The 18926-nt window shown below is 71.7% G+C and carries 14 protein-coding genes and 2 pseudogenes; 7 read left to right on the forward strand and 9 right to left on the reverse strand.

Annotated features, from left to right (window positions below):
• Window positions 1–55: 55 nt before the first annotated feature.
• The 7 genes from mpaC to rfbA form a co-directional block, all read right to left on the reverse strand.
• Window positions 56–1270: a daptide-type RiPP biosynthesis dehydogenase gene (gene mpaC / locus HZZ00_RS31730; RefSeq protein WP_180329597.1), complete on the reverse strand. Its 1215-nt coding sequence runs from the start codon at window positions 1268–1270 to the stop codon at window positions 56–58.
• The gene (gene mpaD, locus HZZ00_RS31735; protein ID WP_180329598.1) at window positions 1270–2547 is read right to left on the reverse strand and encodes a daptide-type RiPP biosynthesis aminotransferase; all 1278 of its coding nucleotides are present in this window, start codon (window positions 2545–2547) and stop codon (window positions 1270–1272) included. The genes mpaC and mpaD overlap by 1 nt, the downstream gene beginning before the upstream one ends.
• Window positions 2547–3362 (reverse strand): daptide-type RiPP biosynthesis methyltransferase, encoded by an 816-nt coding sequence (gene mpaM / locus HZZ00_RS31740; protein ID WP_180329599.1) that lies wholly within the window; start codon window positions 3360–3362, stop codon window positions 2547–2549. The genes mpaD and mpaM overlap by 1 nt, the downstream gene beginning before the upstream one ends.
• Window positions 3359–4438: a daptide biosynthesis RiPP recognition protein gene (gene mpaB, locus HZZ00_RS31745; RefSeq protein WP_180329600.1), complete on the reverse strand. Its 1080-nt coding sequence runs from the start codon at window positions 4436–4438 to the stop codon at window positions 3359–3361. The genes mpaM and mpaB overlap by 4 nt, the downstream gene beginning before the upstream one ends.
• Window positions 4431–5411 (reverse strand): LLM class flavin-dependent oxidoreductase, encoded by a 981-nt coding sequence (locus tag HZZ00_RS31750; protein WP_180329601.1) that lies wholly within the window; start codon window positions 5409–5411, stop codon window positions 4431–4433. Before HZZ00_RS31750 ends, mpaB begins: the two co-directional genes overlap by 8 nt.
• Window positions 5412–5521: 110 nt before the next feature.
• Window positions 5522–6151 carry a dTDP-4-dehydrorhamnose 3,5-epimerase family protein gene (locus tag HZZ00_RS31755; RefSeq protein ID WP_180333784.1) on the reverse strand — a complete coding sequence of 210 codons (630 nt, stop codon included), beginning with the start codon at window positions 6149–6151 and terminating at the stop codon, window positions 5522–5524.
• Complete coding sequence (gene rfbA / locus HZZ00_RS31760) at window positions 6151–7032, reverse strand: glucose-1-phosphate thymidylyltransferase RfbA (protein WP_180329602.1); 882 nt, start codon at window positions 7030–7032, stop codon at window positions 6151–6153. Before rfbA ends, HZZ00_RS31755 begins: the two co-directional genes overlap by 1 nt.
• Window positions 7033–7196: 164 nt before the next feature.
• Here rfbA and rfbB point away from each other — a divergent pair, with 164 nt between their 5' ends.
• Both rfbB and rfbD read left to right on the forward strand, forming a co-directional pair.
• Window positions 7197–8186 (forward strand): dTDP-glucose 4,6-dehydratase, encoded by a 990-nt coding sequence (gene rfbB / locus HZZ00_RS31765; RefSeq protein ID WP_180329603.1) that lies wholly within the window; start codon window positions 7197–7199, stop codon window positions 8184–8186.
• The gene (rfbD, locus tag HZZ00_RS31770; RefSeq protein WP_180333785.1) at window positions 8183–9142 is read left to right on the forward strand and encodes a dTDP-4-dehydrorhamnose reductase; all 960 of its coding nucleotides are present in this window, start codon (window positions 8183–8185) and stop codon (window positions 9140–9142) included. The genes rfbB and rfbD overlap by 4 nt, the downstream gene beginning before the upstream one ends.
• A gap of 31 nt (window positions 9143–9173) precedes the next feature.
• On the opposite strand, the gene HZZ00_RS31775 is transcribed toward rfbD, so the two are convergent.
• Window positions 9174–10034, reverse strand: a complete 861-nt coding sequence (locus HZZ00_RS31775) for a DUF3152 domain-containing protein (protein ID WP_180329604.1) — start codon at window positions 10032–10034, stop codon at window positions 9174–9176.
• Window positions 10035–10240: 206 nt separating this feature from the next.
• On the opposite strand from HZZ00_RS31775, the gene HZZ00_RS31780 reads away from it, so the two are divergent.
• From HZZ00_RS31780 to HZZ00_RS31790, 3 genes are all read left to right on the forward strand, one after another.
• On the forward strand, window positions 10241–10930 hold the full coding sequence (locus HZZ00_RS31780; protein WP_180329605.1) for a response regulator transcription factor: 690 nt from the start codon (window positions 10241–10243) through the stop codon (window positions 10928–10930).
• A 119-nt stretch (window positions 10931–11049) separates the two neighbouring features.
• Window positions 11050–12540: a cell wall metabolism sensor histidine kinase WalK gene (locus tag HZZ00_RS31785; RefSeq protein ID WP_180333786.1), complete on the forward strand. Its 1491-nt coding sequence runs from the start codon at window positions 11050–11052 to the stop codon at window positions 12538–12540.
• On the forward strand, window positions 12537–13109 hold the full coding sequence (locus HZZ00_RS31790; RefSeq protein ID WP_180329606.1) for a GerMN domain-containing protein: 573 nt from the start codon (window positions 12537–12539) through the stop codon (window positions 13107–13109). Before HZZ00_RS31785 ends, HZZ00_RS31790 begins: the two co-directional genes overlap by 4 nt.
• Before the next feature lie 155 nt (window positions 13110–13264).
• Here HZZ00_RS31790 and HZZ00_RS31795 read toward each other — a convergent pair.
• Window positions 13265–13723, reverse strand: a pseudogene (locus HZZ00_RS31795) (TIGR03618 family F420-dependent PPOX class oxidoreductase).
• 480 nt (window positions 13724–14203) lie between these two features.
• Between HZZ00_RS31795 and HZZ00_RS31800 the strand changes: the two are divergent.
• Window positions 14204–14770, forward strand: a pseudogene (locus HZZ00_RS31800) (DUF6000 family protein).
• Window positions 14771–14895: 125 nt separating this feature from the next.
• Window positions 14896–18420: an NB-ARC domain-containing protein gene (locus tag HZZ00_RS31805; protein ID WP_257585480.1), complete on the forward strand. Its 3525-nt coding sequence runs from the start codon at window positions 14896–14898 to the stop codon at window positions 18418–18420.
• The last annotated feature ends 506 nt before the right edge of the window (window positions 18421–18926 follow it).

The raw sequence follows: 18926 nt of genomic DNA on the forward strand, positions 1-18926 counted from the left end.
TGGTGCGTCCGTCAGCGGGGGCTGACGGAAGTCTGTGCGGCGCGGGGCCGGGCGTTCAGCGGCCGGCCAGGGCGGGCGCGCCGACCGCCTCCGCCATGACCTCGTGCACGTCGGCGAGGGTGAGGGCGCCGAGCGTCGGCAGCCCCTGCCCCCAGGCCCGGACGGTGGCGCGGGCCACCTCGGCGACGCGCTCGGGCGGTGCGTCGAGGGAGCGCCGGATGCCCCAGTCGTCCAGCAGGGCGTCGATCCCCGACGCGGGATCGTCCGCGGGACCGGGTGCGGTCCGTGCGGCCGACACCGCCCGCCACAGCCGCTCCAGCCGGGCCGCCGAGCCCCAGCGGGGGTCCGGCCGGGTGATCCGCCGCCACAGCGGGGGCAGCAGGGCGGCGGCGGCCGTCATCTTGCGCACCCCGAGGGCGGTGGACAGTTCGTTGGCGAGGTACCAGCCCTTGCAGGCGCACGGGTCCCGGCCGAGGTTGAGCCACGGCTGGTGGCTGAGCCCGCTCAGCTTGGCGATCTCCAGCCGCGTCGCGTCGCCGGGCGCCGTGCCCGCGGCGCGGGCCGCCGCCACCTCGTCGCCCAGCCGCACCAGCCGCCGGAGCAGGGTCTCGGCGAACGCGTCCTCGGTCGGCAGCTCCCGGTGGTCGCCCGCGTACATCCCGGCCAGCCGGAACAGCACCTCCAGGACGCCCTCGGCGAGCAGGTCCCCGGGCAGCGTCCGGGTCGCCACGGCGTCGTAGACCGCGACCTCGGGCTGCAGCCCGTTGCCCAGCACCAGCCGTTTGCCCTCGGGCGTCGACAGGCAGACGGCGCCGCTCAGTTCGCTGCCGGTGCCCACCGTCGTCGGCACGGCGACCAGCGGCACACGGGGTGCCGAGTCGGCCGACAGCAGCACCAGCCCGCTGCGCTGACGTACCGTCAGGCGGTCGCCCACGGCCGGGTCCGAGCCCAGCAGCACGGCGAGCTTGGCCTGGTCCAGCAGGGACCCGCCGCCGATGGCGACCACGAACTCGCGGTCCGCGAGGTCCGCCGCGAGCCGGGCGACGCTCGCCAGGTCGCCGGGGCCCGACAGGACGATCCGCTCGGTGTCCCGGTCGGCCCAGGCGGCGCGCTGGCGCACCCGGGCCTCGGCCTCGCCGTCCGCCACGGCCGCGTCGACGAGGATGGTCAGCCGCCGGCCCGCGTGCCGGGTCAGCCACTGTGAGAGGCCGTCGAGGCCGTACGCCACCCGGGTCAGCGGATGCCTGCTCAGGCTCCAGACCGGCTCCATCACACCGCCTCCGTACCGGCCGCCGTGGCGGAGGCCGTTCCGGCGTGCGCGTCCACCCCGGCCCGCACCCGGTCGAGCAGTTCGTCCAGCTCGGCGTCGGTGTAGGTGAGCGCCGGCAGGATCTGCACGCCGGACACGCTGGGGTGCACGATGGCACCGGCCCGCCGGATCGCGGCGACCACGTCGGCGACCTGGTCCTGCGGCAGCGGTGAGCCGTCCGCCAGGCACAGCCGGATCGAGCGGAAGCAGCCCGCCCCGGTGGTGCCGCTCACCCGGGGGTGGGTGGCGACCAGCTCGCCGAGCGCCGCGTCGAGCCGCGCGGACAGCCGGCGGGCCGAGGCGACGGCGTCCAGCCGCCGCATCTCGGCGAGCGTCGCCAGCACCGCCGCGCAGGTCACCGGTGTCCCGGCCTGGGTCTCCCCGTGCACGAAGACGTCCCCGGAGGCGTGGAAGGCGTCCGCCACCGCGCGGGACACCAGGACGGCCGCCGCCGCGCAGGTGCCGTTGGTCAGGCCCTTGGAGGTGATGAGCAGGTCCGGGGGCGCGGGCCACTGCTGGGAGGCGAAGAGGCTGCCGACCCGGCCGAAGCCGGTGGCGACCTCGTCGGCGACCAGCAGGAACCCGTACCGCTCGCGCAGTTCCAGCAGGGTCCGCACGTACTCGGGGGTCAGCGGCACCGCGCCGGTGCCGAGGACCGGTTCCACGACGACGGCGGCGATCTGCCGGCCCTGCCGTTCGGCCAGCGCCCGTATCTCGCCGGGCTCGTTGGGGGTCACGTGCCGGACCAGCCGCTGGTCCACCCCGTAGACCGGCTGGCCGAGGTTCTCGCCGGTGAGGGCGAAGCCGCCGAAGGTCAGGCCGTGGTAGCTGTCCCGCAGTCCCACCACCAGCTTGCGGGAGCCCTCGCCGCGCAGCGCGTGGTGGTGCCGGGCCAGCTTCATCACCACGTCGTTGGCCGCGCCGCCGGAGGTGGAGAACAGCACCCGCCCCCAGTGATCCGCGCCGGCCGCCTCGACGAGTGCCCGCGCGGCCTGCCGGGCCGGCAGGTTCTCGTAGCGGAACACCGAGAGGTAGGAGGCCTCCCGCAGCGCCTTCGCACAGGCGTCGGCGATCGCCTCGTTGCCGTACCCGAGGTTGGCGTTCCACAAGCCGCTGGTTCCGCACAGGAGTTCGCGTCCGTCGAGGAAGCGCACCCGCACGCCCCGCGCGGAGACGGCGCACAGTTCGTCGTCGCCGTGCAGCGCGGTGTCCAGCAGCGACGGCCACAGTTCGGTCATCACGCCGCCTCCGCCTCGATCAGGACGTCGACGTGCCGGGGGCCGCTGGCGGGCAGTGTGTGCCGGGCGACGACGGGCAGCCCGGCGGCCGCGAGTTCCCGCTCCAGCCGCTGGGCGGCGAGCACCCGGATGGAGGTGGTCAGCACCTCGATCCGGTCGGCCGCGGCGGCCTCGCGTTCGGGCGGCAGGATCGTGACGCCGCGCGCCGGGGCGCCGGGCGGCCAGTGCTCGATCATCCGGTAACGGCGGCCGCTCGCGCCCCGCACCTCGAAGTCCAGGTCGGCCTCGGCCCCGGCGTCCGCGGCGCGGTCGACGGTGGACAGCAGGAACGTGCCGCCGGGCCGCAGATGGGCCCGTACCGAGGCGAGCAGTCCGGCCCGGCCGGCGTCGTCGAGCAGCGAGACCGAGGTGGTGCCGAGCACCACGAGGCCGTAGGTGCGCCCCAGGTCGAAGGCGGACATGTCCCCCCGCACTGGCGTGCAACGTGCCCGCGCCCCGGCCGGGAGCGTCGCGAGCCGCTCCCGCAGCAGGTCCAGCATGCCTTCCTTGAGCTCCAGCGCGGTGACCTCGCGGCCGAGCGCGAGCAGCGGCAGCGTCAGCCGGCCCGAGCCCGCGGCGAGTTCGAGGACCGGTCCGGTGCCGCCGCGGGCCACCCGCAGCAGTTCCCGTATCTCGCTGGTGTCGGTCGCGGCCAGGTCGTGGTAGACGGGCACGCCCACCTCGTCGTACAGATCGTGCAGGACCACCCGGTCCCCGTATCCGGCCAGCACCCGCGCGGCCAGACCGGGCGGTGACAGCGGCGGCGCGGTGGTCATACGCCCACCTCCGCCGGGGCGCCGGCCGTGGCGGGCAGCAGGGGCGCGCCGCGCTCGGCGAAGAAGTCGAGGACCTGGCGCACCGCGGCCGCGTCCGCCCCGTCGGCGGCCGTCGCCGGGTCGCCGTGCACGAGCAGTCGCTCCGCCGTCCGCGCGGCCCGGCCGCCGAGCCGGAAGGTGCGGTCGTGCCCGGGCACCCGGACGTACGCCGCCTGCGGGGTCCAGGCCAGGAAGGGCACGGCGGGGTCCTGGGCGTCGAAGGCGCCGGTCACGTCGGCCAGTTCGGCCGTGAGGCGTCCGCCGAAGCCGGAGATCCGCACGTCGGAGACGCCGTGCACCTGGAGGTCGCGCAGCATGTCCAGGGCGGCGAGGTACCGGCCCAGCCAGGGGCGTTCGGCCACGGCGGGCCCGCGGACCGCCTCGGGCACGGCGCGGCCGAGGGCCACGGCGGGGGCGGCGGCCGTCGCCGCGGTCCAGGCTGCGGACAGGTCGGCGGCGCTGTCGCCCGCCGTGCCCAGCCGGGTGCCCTGCGGGGAGACGGACACGGCGCCGTCGGCCGCGATCCAGAGCCGGGTGCCGGGGCCGTCGTCCGGCGCGGCCTCGCCCAGGGCGCCGAGGTCGGCGATCTGCACGGCCGGGCTGACCGCGAACGCCTCGAACTCGCCCGTCTCACGGGCCCGGTCGGCGTCGGCGAGGAACGCCTCGAAGTCGGGTTCGCCGGCCACCCGGACCAGGGTGGTCCCGAGGAGCGACATGTAGGGGCTCGTGCCGTAGTCCTGCACCTGGAGGAAGATGGCGCCGCCGATCGACGCGTCGCCGCCCGGCTCGCTGAGCGAGCCCTCGAAGCCCACGACGGTGGCGCCCGACGGCCCGTGTTCCTCCCCGTCCTGGTCGCCCGGGACGAGCACGAGTGTGCGGGGGCCCACGACGTCCGAGGCGAGCACGGCGGGCAGCCGGTCGGCGTCCTCCAGGACGACGGTCGCGCTCCCGCCCCCGGCCGTGCCGCCGGCGAGCGGCCGGCCCGTCGCCCAGGACCGCAGGTGCCTGCCCGTACGACTGATCAGAGCCTCATTCACCGGAGTTCCTCCGCTCGGCGCCGACCGCCGCGAGGATCTTCTTCAGATCCTCCATGGCGGCTTTCGGGCCATAGAGATTGCACACACCAGTCAGATTGAGCACGACTTCCTGGACGCCGGCCATTCTGAATTCGCCAAGCTGTTTGGCGACCTGTTCCTCGTCGCCGAAGACAAATGCGCCGGCGTCCGCCATGAGCCGTCCCGCGGATTTCGGATCGAGATTGGAGAAATCGATTCCGGCCCGCCCCAGCATGTCGATGTAATGCGGGGCCTGCATGTGTCCCGAATTGCTCGCGAGGACGAACTCGGCCACGTCCCGGCCCGGCCGCTCCAGCGCGACGGGCACCATCGCGGTCACCCGCGGCGCGGTCCGTCCGGCCTTCTCGGCGCCCTCCCGCAGCGCGGGGCGCACGACCTCGTCCAGGTAGGCGGCGGGAGTCAGCCAGGTGACGGCCACGTCGGCCAGCTCGCCGGCCAGCCGCGCCATGCCGGGCCGCAGCACCCCGAGGCCCAGCTCCACCGGCGGGGCCATGACCGGCCCCATCTGGGCGTGGCACGAGTAGTACTCGCCCCGCACGTCGACCACGTCACCGTCGAGCAGCCCCCGCACGATGGTCAGGTACTCACGCACCGCCGTGAGCTGGCTGCGGTACGGCGCGCCGAGCAGGCTCTGCTGGAAGGTCCTGGCGCCCGGCCCGAACCCGGCGACGACGCTCTCGCCGGTCGCCATGGCCAGGGTCTTGACGAGGTGGGCCGCCTCGAAGGGGTGGCGCAGCGGCATCAGCGTGACCCCGAGGCCGGTCGGCACCCGGAATCCGGCGCCCGCGACGGCGGAGAGGGTCTGGAAAGGCTCCATCAGCATGCTCTGTCCCTGCCAGAGCCGCCGCGCTCCCGTCCATTCGACCAGGGCCGCATAAGGCAGTACCTGCTCGGGCCGTCGCTGCAGGAAAGGAACCAGTACGGAGTAATCCACTTGCTCTCGCCCCCCTTCACGGTGTGCTCAGACACTTTCATACCGGGGAGCTTTTATGGAGAGGTCGTGCTTGCAGCTTCGTGCAAGGTGGTCTTGCACGAAGCTGCACATCACAACGATCCGTCTTTTCGCCCCGGTGCGACCGGCCGGGAACCGCGCCGCGCCGCGCGCCGGCAGGTGGCGTGGTCGGGGAGGAACCCGGCGGCGCGGGCCTCGGCGAGCGAGGGGGCCGCGGCGTCGCGCTCGGACAGCACGGGGTCGTCCACCGGCCAGTCGATGCCCAGTTCGGGGTCGAGCGGGTGGACGGCGTGCTCCGCCGCGGGGTTGTACGTCGCGGAGCAGAGGTAGTTCAGCGTCATGTCGTCGGTGAGCGCGCAGACCGCGTGGCCGAGGCCTTCCTCCAGGTAGACGGCCCGGTGCCGTACGTCGTCCAGCCGGACGGCCTCCCAGCGCCCGTACGTCGGCGAGCCGACGCGCAGGTCCACCACCACGTCGAGCGCCGCGCCCCGGACGCAGGTGACGTACTTGGCCTGGCCCGGCGGCACGTCCGCGAAGTGCACCCCGCGCACCACGCCGCGCGCGGAGACGGAGATGTTGCCCTGGGCGAGGTCCAGCGGGCGGCCCACGGCCTCGGCGAGCCGGTCGAACCGGTACCACTCCAGGAAGACGCCCCGGGGATCGGTCCAGGTCCGCGGCAGGATCTCCCACGCCCCGGCGATGCCCAGCTCACGGATCTCCATCACGCCACCCCGTCCCGCTCCTCGTCGAGCAGCCCGAGGAGGTAGCGGCCGTACCCGCTGGCCATCAACGGGCGGCTCAGCTCCCTCAGTTGCGCGTCGTCGATCAGTCCGCTGCGCCAGACGGCCTCCTCCACGCAGCCGACCTTCATGCCCTGGCGTTCCTCGATCACCCGCACGTACTCCGAGGCCCCCACCAGGGAGTCGAACGTGCCGGTGTCCAGCCACGCGGTGCCGCGGTCCAGGACGGTCACGTTCAGCTCGCCCCGCTCCAGATAGGCCCGGTGGACGTCGGTGATCTCCAGCTCGCCGCGGGCGCTGGGGGTGAGGCCGCGGGCTATCCCCACCACCCGGTTGTCGAAGAAGTACAGGCCGGGGACGGCGTACCGGGAGCGCGGCCGGGCCGGCTTCTCCTCGATGGAGACGGCGCGGCCCTTCTCGTCGAACTCCACGACGCCGTAGGCCGACGGGTCGGCCACCGGGTAGGCGAAGATGCGCCCGCCGACCGGATCGGTGTACCGCCGCAGGCGGGTGTCCAGTCCCGCGCCGTGGAAGATGTTGTCGCCGAGGGCGAGCGCCACCGGCTGGTCGGCGATGAAGTCGGCGCCGAGCACGAACGCCTGGGCGATGCCCTCGGGACGCTCCTGCACCCGGTACTCCAGCCGCAGCCCGAACTGCGAGCCGTCGCCCAGCAGCCGCCGGAACTGCCGCTGGTCCTCGGGGCCGGTCAGGACGAGGATCTCCCGGATGCCGGCCAGCACCAGCGTGGTGAGCGGGTAGTAGATCATCGGCTTGTCGAACACCGGCATGAGCTGCTTCGACACGGCCCTGGTGACCGGCCACAACCGGGACCCGGTGCCGCCGGCGAGAAGTAGTCCGCGCATGGTCGCCGGAAGCCGGGCGCCGCACGGCCCCCGAACTTCCTGACCTCCTTTCGTACTTGCGTACGATCCCGTCACCCTCGCCGGAGACGCAGGGTGACCCACGGTCGCTGTCCCGTGATCATCTCGGTGACACACACGCTCGCGTCAAGCTACAGTTCGAATCCATGCGGCTCCTCGTGACCGGCGGCGCCGGTTTCATCGGCTCGGAATTCGTCAGATCGCTTCTCTCGTCACCGGATCCCGTACACCGCGGCCTGCGGATCACCGTCCTGGACGACCTGACCTACGCCGGGGTCATGGCGAACCTCGCCCCGGTCGCCGAACACCCGGGGTTCACCTTCGTCCGCGGCGACATCTGCGACGCGGACCTCGTCGACCAGGTCCTGCCCGGCCATGACGCCGTGGTGCACTTCGCGGCCGAGTCGCACGTCGACCGGTCCATCGCGGGGGCGCGTCCGTTCGCCGTGACCAATGTGCTCGGCACCCAGACGCTGCTGGACGCGGCCCACCGCCACGGCACCGGCCGTTTCGTCCATGTCTCCACCGACGAGGTCTACGGCTCGATCGACTCCGGCGCGTGGACCGAAGAGAGCCCGCTCGCACCCAACTCGCCGTACGCCGCCTCGAAGGCGGGCTCCGATCTGCTGGTCCTCGCCGCCCACCGCACCCACGGCCTGGACGTGGTGGTCACCCGCTGCTCCAACAACTACGGCCCGTACCAGTTCCCGGAGAAGCTGATCCCGCTCTTCGTGACCAACCTGCTCGACGGCCGGCACGTGCCGCTGTACGGCGCCGGCCGCAACGTCCGCGAGTGGCTGCACGTCGTCGACCACTGCCGGGGCATCGACCTGGCGCTGCGCAAGGGGCGCGCCGGGCAGGTCTACCACCTGGGCGGCGGCCGGGAACTGACCAACAGCGAGTTGACCGGCCTGCTGCTGGCGGCGACCGGCTCCGGGTGGGAGATGGTGCGGCGGGTGCCCGACCGCAAGGGTCACGACCTGCGCTACGCCCTCGACTGCGGCAAGGCCGAGGCCGAACTCGGCTACACGGCCGAGGTGGAGTTCGAGGACGGGCTGGCGGACACCGTGGCCTGGTACCGCGAGCACCGCGACTGGTGGGAACCGCTGAAGTCCGCGCGTCCGGCGGCGCGTTGACCGGGACCCACGGCACCGGCCGACCGGTCAGATGGCTCGTCACGGGCGCGGGCGGCAAGCTGGGCCGGGACCTGACGGCCGTCCTCGGGGCCGACCCGCGCGCCGAGGTGACCGCCCTGCGCCGGGCGGACCTCGACATCACCGACCGGGCCGCCGTGCGCGCCGCCGTCCCCGGCCACGACGTCGTGGTCAACACGGCGGCGTGGACCGACGTGGACGCGGCCGAACGCGCCGAGGACGCGGCCACCGAGGTCAACGGCACGGCGGTACGGCACCTGTCCGAGGCCTGCGCCGCCTCGAACGCCCGCCTGCTGCACGTCTCGACCGACTACGTCTTCGCCGGCGACGCCGTCACGCCCTACCCGGAGGACGCGCCCACCGCGCCGGTCAACGCGTACGGCCGGAGCAAACTGGCCGGCGAACAGGCGGTGACCTCGACGCTTCCGGACACGGGCTATGTCGTGCGCACCGCCTGGCTGTACGGCGAACACGGCCGCGACTTCGTGAAAACGGTGCTGTCGCGGACCGCGGCCGGAGCGCCCATGTCCGTCGTCACGGACCAGCACGGCCAGCCGACCTGGTCCCGCGACCTGGCCGTCCTGCTGGTCCGCCTCGGCCGCGCGGCCCTGGCCGGCGACGCCCCGCCCGGCATCTACCACGGCACCGCGTCCGGCCGCACCACCTGGTTCGGGCTGGCCCGCGAGATCCTCGCCCTCGCCCGCCGCGACCCCGGTCTGATCCACCCCACCACCTCCGCCGTCTTCCCCCGCCCGGCCCCGCGCCCGGCGTACAGCGTCCTCGCCCACCACCGCTGGAGCGCGTGCGGGATCGCCGCGCCGCCTCCGTGGCAGGAGTCCCTCGCGCGGGCCCTGCGCAACCGACCGCACCCGCGGGAAGGGGAGCCCCCGAAGGACCCCGGTACCGGCTCGCCGCGGGCGGCCCGCGGGGACGGTTAGGACCGGGCCGAAGGCCGACGCGGGGCGACGGCTACCGCACCGTCGGCCCGGAGACGAAGGCACCGCTGCGGTCGTACGGCCAGGCGTTGGCGACGCATCCGTGCAGGCCCTTGATCTGCTGCATCATCACGGGCGCCAGGCGACCGGGCCCCGGGCAGGTGGTGTGCGTGTAGCCCAGGAAGTGCCCCATCTCGTGGTTGACGATCAGTGCCCGGTAGTCGTGGATCGGGCCGTCGAACGTGGGCGAGCCCTCGACCCAGCGCTTGAGGTTCACCACGACCCCGCCGGGGACCTCGCAGTTGTACTCGCCCCCGGTGTCCTGGTGGATGCCCGCCCAGCACAGGGCGTCCGCCGTCCCCGGCGTCGCGATGCTCACCGTGAGGTCGTGCGGCTGTCCCGCGCTCACCAGCTGGAACGCGAAGGCCGGGTTGCGGGTCCAGCCCCGGGGGGCGGCGAGTATGTCCGCGATCTCGTCGGCCGCCTGGGCCGGTGAGATGTCGAGTCCGGTCTCGATCTTCACGACGTAGCGGAGCGGACGCGACCCCCGCCCGACCTTGGCGCCGCCGGCCCGTGCGGTGACGAACGCGCCGGTGCCCTTCGCCGGAGCCCCGGAGCCGGTGGCGGACCGCGCGGGGGTGGGCGGCGGAGCGGCCCTGGACTTCGAATGCGACTTCGACTTCGACGTGGTCGTGGACGTGGGGGAAGTGCTCACCGCGCTCCGCGGCTGCGGCGCGCCGCTCGACGCGTCGCTGCGGCCGTCCAGGAGGACGGCGGCGGTGACCAGCAGTCCGGCGACCGTCGGCAGGGCGACCAGCCAGCCCCTGCCCCGCCGTCTTGGACGCCGCCGACGACGCGAGGAGCGGCGGCGTTCGGCCCGGTGAGAAGAGTGCATGGCAGCTCAAGCTGGCCATCGCAGATGATCACCATGAGCGCGAATCATCACGGAACGGTAACGAGTGGCGTCCCGGCGGCTCGTGCCGCCGCGGGCCGGACCACCGGCCGGCGGCCCTCGGCCCGGTGTGATCATTTGGTAACAGCTCCCGTCCCGGGGCCCTTCCCCCGGACGGTCGCCGTTGGCGATCTGCCTACACTCCCGAGGTGCCACGAGTTCTGCTTGTCGAGGACGACCCAGACGTACGCGAGGCCGTCCGGCTGGGCCTGCGGCATCAGGGGCATGAGGTCCTCGCCGCCGAAACCGGGGAGGAGGGCTGCGAACACCTCGGCTCCTTCCGCCCCGACGTCGTCGTGCTGGACCTCATGCTGCCCGGCATGTCCGGTCTCGACGTGTGCCGGCGCATCCGGGACCGCGACCAGGTGCCGATCGTCATCGTGACCGCCAAGGGGGACGACGTCGACGTGGTCGTGGGGCTGGAGGCCGGCGCGGACGACTACGTGGTCAAGCCCGTCCGGGCCCGGGTGCTCGACGCCCGCATACGGGCCGTGCTGCGCAGGCAGGACGCGTCCGTCCCGAACACCGTCCGGCCCAGGCCGCAGTCGCACGGCGAGCTGGTCATCGACCGGGCCGGACTCGTGGTGACCCACCGCGGCGAACGCGTGGCGCTCGCCCCCTCCGAACTGCGGCTGCTGCTGACCCTCTCGGCCTCGCCCGGCCAGGTGTTCAGCCGCCAGCAACTGCTGGAGATGGTCTGGGAGCACAGCTACTACGGCGACATCCGGCTCGTGGACGCCTGTGTGAAGCGGTTGCGCGGCAAGCTCGGCGAGCCAGCCGGCCGGCCCCGGTACATCCAGACGGTGCGGGGCTTCGGCTACCGCTTCGGCACCTCGTGAACGGCCCCGTGCGCCTGCGCAAGCCCGACCGCGAGACCGCCTCGGCCGGAGCCGGGACCGGGCGTGCGGGCGAAGCCGCCGGCCCCGGTTCCGGGCGGGTGCCGTTCCTCCGGGCGGCCCTGGCGCGCGTCCCGCTTCCGCTGCGCGGTCTGCGCCCCCGGCTGATCGCGGCCTTCGTCCTGGTGGCCACGGTCAGCGCGCTGAGCACCGGGGCACTGGCCTTCCGGGGAGCGCGCACGGGGGTGCTCCAGCAGAGCCAGGACGCCGTGATCAAGCAGTTCCGGACCAGCGTCAACGCCGTGGCCGTCTACACACCCCCGGAGCCGGACGCCTCGGAGCTCCAGCGGGCGGTGGACCAGGTGCTGCACGCCAACCCGGAACAGGGCTGGCGGGTCATGGCGACGTACGGCGACCGCCGCGCCTGGGCGCCGAGCGCCGACTTCGGCAAGCTGAGCCCGGAACTGCTCCGGTCCGTGCGGACCAGACGCGCCGCGGTGTTCCAGCGGGTGAACGCCGACGGGCATTCCTACCTCGTCGTCGGGATGCCGGTCACGTACGCCACCGGCGCGGGCGCGGAGCCCGGGCTCTCGGGAATGGCGATGTTCCTGGTGGTGCCGCAGAACACCGAAGAGGCGTACGTCGAGGTGATGGTCGGCAACATCGAGCGCGCCACCCTGGTGGCCCTGTGCCTCGCCGTCGCCCTGGCGCTGCTGGCCGCGAGCGGCGTGCTGCGTCCCGTGCGGGCGCTGCGCGGTGCGACGCGCCGGATGGCGGAAGGGCACCTCGATGTCCGGCTGGCCGTCAGCGGCTCCGACGAACTGGCCGATCTGTCGCAGTCGTTCAACGACACCGCGGCCGCGCTGGAGCAGTCGGTGGCGGAGCTGCGCCGTCTGGAGGCCCAGGCGCGCCGCTTCGTCGCCGACGTCTCGCACGAACTGCGCACACCGCTGGCCGCGATGTCGGCGGTCACCGACGTGCTGGACGAGACCGCGCTCCACCTGGACCAGGAGTCGGGCCACGCGCTGCGGCTCGTGCGCGAGGGGACCAGCCGGCTGAGCGCGCTGGTGGAGGACCTGATGGAGATCTCCCGCTTCGACGCGGGCGCGATCGAACTCCACCTGGACGAACTGGACCTGGCCGAGTCCCTGACGAACACCCTCGCCGCGCGCGGCTGGCAGGACCGGGTGGAGACGCGGGTGCCCGGACCGGGCGTGCTGCGCACGCGCGTGGATCCGCGGCGGCTCGACGTGGTGCTGGCCAATCTGGTCGGCAACGCGCTGCGGCACGGGGCACCGCCGGTGCGGCTGACCATGGAGCGGGAGGAGCGAGCGGACGGGGCGTGGGCCGTCATCAGGGTGAGCGACAACGGGCCGGGGATCGCCGAGGAGGCGATGCCGCACATCTTCGAACGCTTCTACAAGGCGAGCACCTCACGGACCAGGAGCCGGAACAGCGGACTGGGACTGGCCATCACCGCGGAGAACGTGCGGGTGCACCAGGGCCGCGTCAGCGCGGCGAACCTGCCCGGCGGCGGCGCGGAGTTCACGGTCGAACTCCCGCTGCGGCGCGACTCGGCCGACGGCGACGACACCGACGGGAGTTCCCGGTGAAGGGCTCACGCGTACCCGCACTGCTGGCCGGACTCGCCGCGGCGCTCCTGACGGCGTCCTGCGGGGTGCCCAGGTCCGGCGTCATCGAGGCCGGCGAACCGGCGAGCGGCATGGCCGCTCCCGACCACCAGTCCCCGCCGCCCACCATGACCCCCGTCTACTTCCTGCACGGCGGCGAACCGAGGCCGTACCCGCGCGAGATCGACGGCCCCGGGGACTACGCGGGCGCCGTGCGCGCGCTGTTCGACGGGCCGTCCACGAGCGAGACCCCGACGGCCACCACGGAACTGCCCCGGCTGCCGGGCCCACCAGAGGTGACGACCGTCAACGACGGCACCCTCTCCGTCCGGCTGCCCCGCGGTGTCCCTCCCCTCGGCCGCACCGCCCTGACGCAGCTGGTCTGCACGGTGGCCGGCGTCCCCCGGCCGCCCGCCCCCCAGCCCACGTCCCCCTCCGGCGCCGCCTCCTCCGCGGCCACCGCCACCCCCGCGACTCCCCCGTCCGTCCTCGTCCACGGAACCGGCTGGACGACGACCGGCTCCACCGCCTCGTGCCCCGACCCGGCCTAGGGCTGACCTGATGAACAGCCAGTGGGCCCGGCTGTGTGGACGCGGCGGCAGCTGATAGACGGCATACGGTCGGCTGGGGCGCGGGCGACCAAGCAGGCGACCGGACCCTCGCAGCCCTCAACGAGTGGCTGTGACCAGCACGGACCCGCTATGTCCTAGCCGTCGATGTCGAGCGCCGTGCCGTACAGGCGGTCTACCTTCAACCGGATGACCACCCGGCGCTCGGCAACCAGCTGCTCCAGGAACGCACCTTCATCCTCCGGCTTCGCTGCCTGCGGGATCATCTCAAGGAGTTCCCGCCCGACGGCGTCGCCGGGAACGGTCGTGCTCTCGGAGACCTCGGCCTCGCCTTCAGCAACAGCAAACGACCACACGTCGCCACCTTGCACATGAAGCGCCGCACGCGGGTTACGCAGGAGATGCCCGACCTTGACCCGGTCGGCCGTCATCGAGAACCGCACCATGCGGGCTTCGGGATCCCAGCTGTACAGCATGGTGGTCAGGTGGGGGTGACCACTGCGCTTGACGGTGGCGAGTGTGCCGAACTACTCCTTGCCAAGCAGGCTGGAAAGGGCTTCGTCGGACAGTGGACGAGGTGCTGGACCTTGAGTCATGACCTGATCAACGTCCATGGCCGCCCCGCAATTTCATGGACGTGCCGGCGAGCCGCCACCGGCGACACGACGCAGCCGGGATGCACGACCGCTCCAGCCGCGCCGCACCCCATGGCGCCCTCGGCACATACGGTTCCAGACGGCGAAATCCCTGGCGCACCGGCCGGAGTCGCGAGGAGACTGCGCAGGTGAGCGACTCCTGCCCCTGTCCCTGCCCCGGGCACCGGGTGCTGGACGCGCCGCCCCCTCCCCGAAGGGTCCGGTTCCGCCGGCGCACCATGGCCGGCGGGCGAACACGGACTCCCTGACCGAGGCCCGGCGCGGCCACCGGAAGCCTCCGAAGCCTCCGTCGGCGACGGCATACTCGTCGCCCTCACCTGGATCGACCGCAGCGACCTGCACCCGGAGAGGTGACCGATGCCGTCCCAGCACCCCGAGGAGATCGGCTACGGCCATGTGGTCGAGCGCTACGTGACGAGGATGTACGCGGGCCTCCCGCGCTACCTCGTACTGAACAGCGGGCGCTTCCTGAGCCCCCGGTGGTGGCACACCAGCCGCTTCACCCGACACCTGCTCGCTGACGCCGCCACGATCACCGACGAGGAACTGGAAGCCCTGCTCGGGTACGAATGGCGCTCGCGCCTCACCGCCGCCTGGCTGATCGGCGTCGACCGCCGCGAACGGTTCCGGGCACGCATCGGCGACCTGCTCCTGGCCAGCGAGGTCTGCTACGCCGGCAGCGCCTACTGCTTCGCCCTGGCCCGCTTCGGGACCCACGCCGACGCCGAGATCCTCACCGCCTACCTCGACCACCACCTCCCCCGCACCGACCTCCACTAAGACCAACCCGCCGCCCTGGGCGCCCTCCTCCGCCTCGACGCCCACCTCGGCACCCACCACTCCGACCGTCTCACGGAGCCAGGCGGCCTCTGGGACGAGTGGGTCAAGGGCGTGCAACACCTCGGCTACCCCAGCTACACCCCCGCCGAACAGCGCCGCTGGACTGACCTCCAATGCGACTTCACCAACGGCTGGTCCCGTGCGTAGGGGACGGCTCGTGGCGGGTTGTGAACGGTTGCAACACGAACTGACAGTGGTGTCCTGCATCCTGGAGGGCGAAACCGAGGCCAAGGGGGAATCGCCATATGGGCGGAGTCGATACGGCACGCGGCATGAGTTTCCAGACGGCGTGCGCCATTCTGCAGCTCATCCGCACTCCGGAGGAGTACCCGGAGGCCGAGACCTTCCGGGTTGAGGGCGCCGATGAGGCCATCGACTTCGAAGTACGCGACGCGCAGGGACGGCCGCTGCTGCTGGCACAAGCGAAGACTCGCGTCGAGCCGGGCTCATGGTCAGGTCCGGAACTGATACGGCTGGCTCGACGCTGGGGCTCTGCAGATCCCGAAGGCACGGCGGTGCTGCGGTTCCTCTCGGACGCTCCCGTGCACTCGTCGGGACATGCCCTGCGGAACGCGGTGGCACGTGCCCGGGCCATGCCGGACCCTGACAAATGGCTGGCAGAGTGCAAGGACGAAGTGCCAGCCTCGATCGGGCTGTCCGTAAACGACCACGCCTTACTCCGCCGGCTGGAGATCGATACCCGGATCGGACCGTGGGAGCAGATCCTCGACCAGGCCCGGTTGGAGCTGCTGCGCCTGTCACCCGTCGCCATGGCGGCGGAGGACATCGACAGCACGGTCGACGCGCTGTTTGTGAAGATGTTTCAGTGGTCCGGGGACCACCTGCTCGCCAGGCGCACGTTCCGGTTGGCCGAGCTTCCGAGCATCCTGCGCGGACGCCGCGGCACGCCTGCGGCCGAGGGGGTCAAGCCGCCCGGGCCCGGCCGCGCACTCTTCCGTGAGGTCCCTTCGGCCGCCGGTGTGCGCGGCCGGAGCAGGGAGCTGGCGACGCTCAGGGAACGGTTCAGCAAAGAGCCCGATGCTGGGACACCTCGGGTGGTCGTGTCCGGACTCGGCGGGATCGGCAAATCGAGCATCGCACGGCTGTATGCCCACCGACACCGAGACCAGTACGACTTTGTCTGGTGGATCCCGTCCGACACCAGGGAGGACGTCATCGCCGCGTATCGGCGGATGGTCGCCGAGGAGCGGCAGGACACCGAGCCAGCCACCGACGTGGAGATCCTCACTCAGGTCGGCCTTCGACTAGCACACCTAGGCTCCAGGCTGTTGCTCGTCTACGACAACGTCGCGGACAAGGAGCAGCTGCAAGGTCTGCTGCCGACCTGCGAGGGCGCGCATGTGTTGGTCACCACCCGCGACTCGGCCTGGGCTGCGGCAGACGGCGGGCTAGTCGTTGAACGGATGATGGCCGAGGAGGCCGCTGTCTGGGCTGGAGAACGGTTGCCACATATCTGCGAGTCCGAGGTATCCGCGCTGGTCAACGCAGTGGAGGGCATCCCGCTCGGCATCGCCCAGGCCATCGGCTACATCGCGGCGACCCAGTGCCCGGTCGGCGTCTATCTGACTGAACTCGCGAACTGCCGAGCCCAGTTGCTCGATGACCGCGGCTTCGTACCGCTCGACTACCGGGAGGGCGCGACGCTGACCGCAGCGGTCACCCTGAGCGTGAAACGGGTACTCGATCAGGCGCTGCACTCGTCCGACGACCTGGGACAGCATCTCCCCGCTGCGGTGCTCGCCCGCTGCGCCCTGCTCGCCCCAGACTTCATTCCGCTCCATCTCGCGACACTCGATCTGCCGACCGGATCCGCCGTCTACAGAGCTGTGGCGGAGCTGCGCAGATTCTCCCTGGTCGACCCTCGAGACGGATTTCTTGCAATCCACCGCATCGTCCAGGAAGTCATCCGCGCGATGATGGACAGCGAGGCCGTCAAGGCGATGCAAGGACGCTTCCAGTACGAGCTGGTGAAGCGACTGGTGGACTGCCAGAAACAGCACTCATGGGCCGAGGCCGCCACTCTGATCGAGCACGCGGTTCATGTGGCGCACCGCGTGACGAGCAGCGGCCATGCGGACGCCAACACCGTGGCCCTGCTGGCCAATGTCGCAGGAGCGATCTCAAACATCCACGGTGATCTGGCGCGCAGCGAGGGATTGTTGCGTGAGGCTCTGACAATCGCGGAGCACGCCGACCAAGAGGCAATCGACGATCCCGTCTACCGGCGAGCCGCCACGATGACGACACTGGCCCAGTGCCTGATAAACCAGTCGCGGTTCGATGAGGGCGCGCAGGCGGCACAGATTGCCTGGACTCTGTTGGAAGGCATGGACGCCCTCGACGCCGAAGGTGTCGAGCATCTGCTGTTGGCCCACGTCGCCCACATGCGCGCAGCAGTGGCAACGGACCGCTTCGCTGACTTCGCCCGCGCCAACGCCAGGCTCGAGGCGGTTCTACAGCGCGAGGATGTGGCTCCCTCGACAGCCTTGGGGATCCGATTGGAACAAGTGCAGTCGCTCGTGTGGATCCAGAACTGGGACGACGCGGCTATGGCCATCAGCCAGGCCAAGGCAGCAGCTCCGGCAGACGCCGAGACGAGTGCGGAACTGCGCTTCCTAGACGCCATCGTCAAAGCATCCACGGGTCGGTTGGAGGAGGCCCTTGCCGTCACTGCAGGAATCCCCGAGCCCGCCGAGCGGGAAGCCGTGAACATCATGCGCCACCACGCGGACCATATGGTGGACGCGGCCCATGCCCTGATGGTGGGCAGTCTCCACAGGCAGAAGAAGGGACTACCCACTGACGCCTGGATCCTGCAAGCCGCAGGGTTGTTGATCGACCAGGCTGAGGCGCTGCTCGTGGCACACACCGAAGCCGGACCGGACGTACTGGCCCACGTCCCGCACCGACGCGCTGTGCTCGCCTGGACCCGATACCTTCTGGGGCATCCAGACGGTGACCTGGAAGTGTGCCGCGCCCTGATGCGAGAGAGCCTCGAACTGTTCGAGGCCGCGGGGCAGAGTCACGTACCGCTTGCGGTCACAGCCAGCCAGTTCCTGGAGCTGCGTGAAGAGGATCTCCACGACGAGCCTTCCGAAAAGTCGACCCTGGAGGGGCCTGCTCACTTTCCGTTGCCGCCGTCGGGGGGCAACGGAAGGTATCCGATAGCCGAATACCCCTGGCACAACGCCGTAGCTCTCGCCCGGGCCGTTCCACTTGATGCGCGCTCGCTTTACAGCCTGCTTGGGGCCACCTCTTATCATCTAGGTGGGCAAACGGCGCCCTCTCCCGCCTTCCTCGCGCTGGCATTCACCACGGCCCTACGCTCCCTCGGACTGGAGTGCCGTCTGATCCCTACCAAGTTGCGGGTGACCCGGAGCGACGGCGGATCGGTCGACCTGCCGGACTGGGGACTTCCGCCCATGGTCACGCAGAACGGGGAAGTCCGGGGGCACGTAACCGTCTGGTGCGAGGAAGCAGCGCGGTTGGTAGACCCGGCCCTACTGATTGGCCAGAGCCGGCTCGCCCCGGACGCTGCGGAGCGCGAGATCTTCCGGTCCCCCGTAGTCTTTCCGGCGCCCGATCTGAACGCTCTGCTCGGCATCAGCCCGGCCACCCACCGAGAGGGATATCTACTCGCTTACGAGTTCCGCCTCGACTGGGAGGAGCGCCTCCGTGGGGCGATTGAGTACCTGGACAAGGAGGCTGTAGCCAGCCTTGCGCGAGTACTGGCCGCTTCCGCCACCCTGGCCGCCGACACCGGTCTCTATGGCTGAGAACGTCTCACCGGGCTGAAGTTCTGCGGACTGCTGGGGACAGCGCAACGGCCTGACCTGCATAGCCGCAGGTCAGGCCGCCTCTAGGCACGCGATCACACGTTGAAGCGAATGCCTGCGGCTCGATCCTGACCTGCGGCGGAGCCCATTCCAGGGCTCTGACCAGGGATTTCCTTGTTGCCGGGCGTTGGCTCCAGACGGCTGTTTACGGGTGTCCTGCGGACTGGCTGCGGAATGGGCGCCCCCGCCGCTCGCCCGGCACAATGCTCAGATGCTCGATTTCGACCTCGCCACCTACGCCCCCGAGTGGCTTCGCGACCATGCCGCGATCACCGCCAGCCACGGCGACCGGCTGCGTGCACTGGTCGGGAAGACACTGGCACGTACCTGGCTGCTTTGGGACGACGCGAACGACACATGGTTCGCCGATGGTCCCGTTCTGCTCGACTTCGACGGAGAGCAGATCGAGATCCAGCACCAGAAGTTCGACGACATCTCGGTGGGCT

This window comes from Streptomyces sp. NEAU-sy36, from assembly GCF_013423905.1.
In the GTDB taxonomy this organism is placed as follows: domain Bacteria; phylum Actinomycetota; class Actinomycetes; order Streptomycetales; family Streptomycetaceae; genus Streptomyces; species Streptomyces misionensis.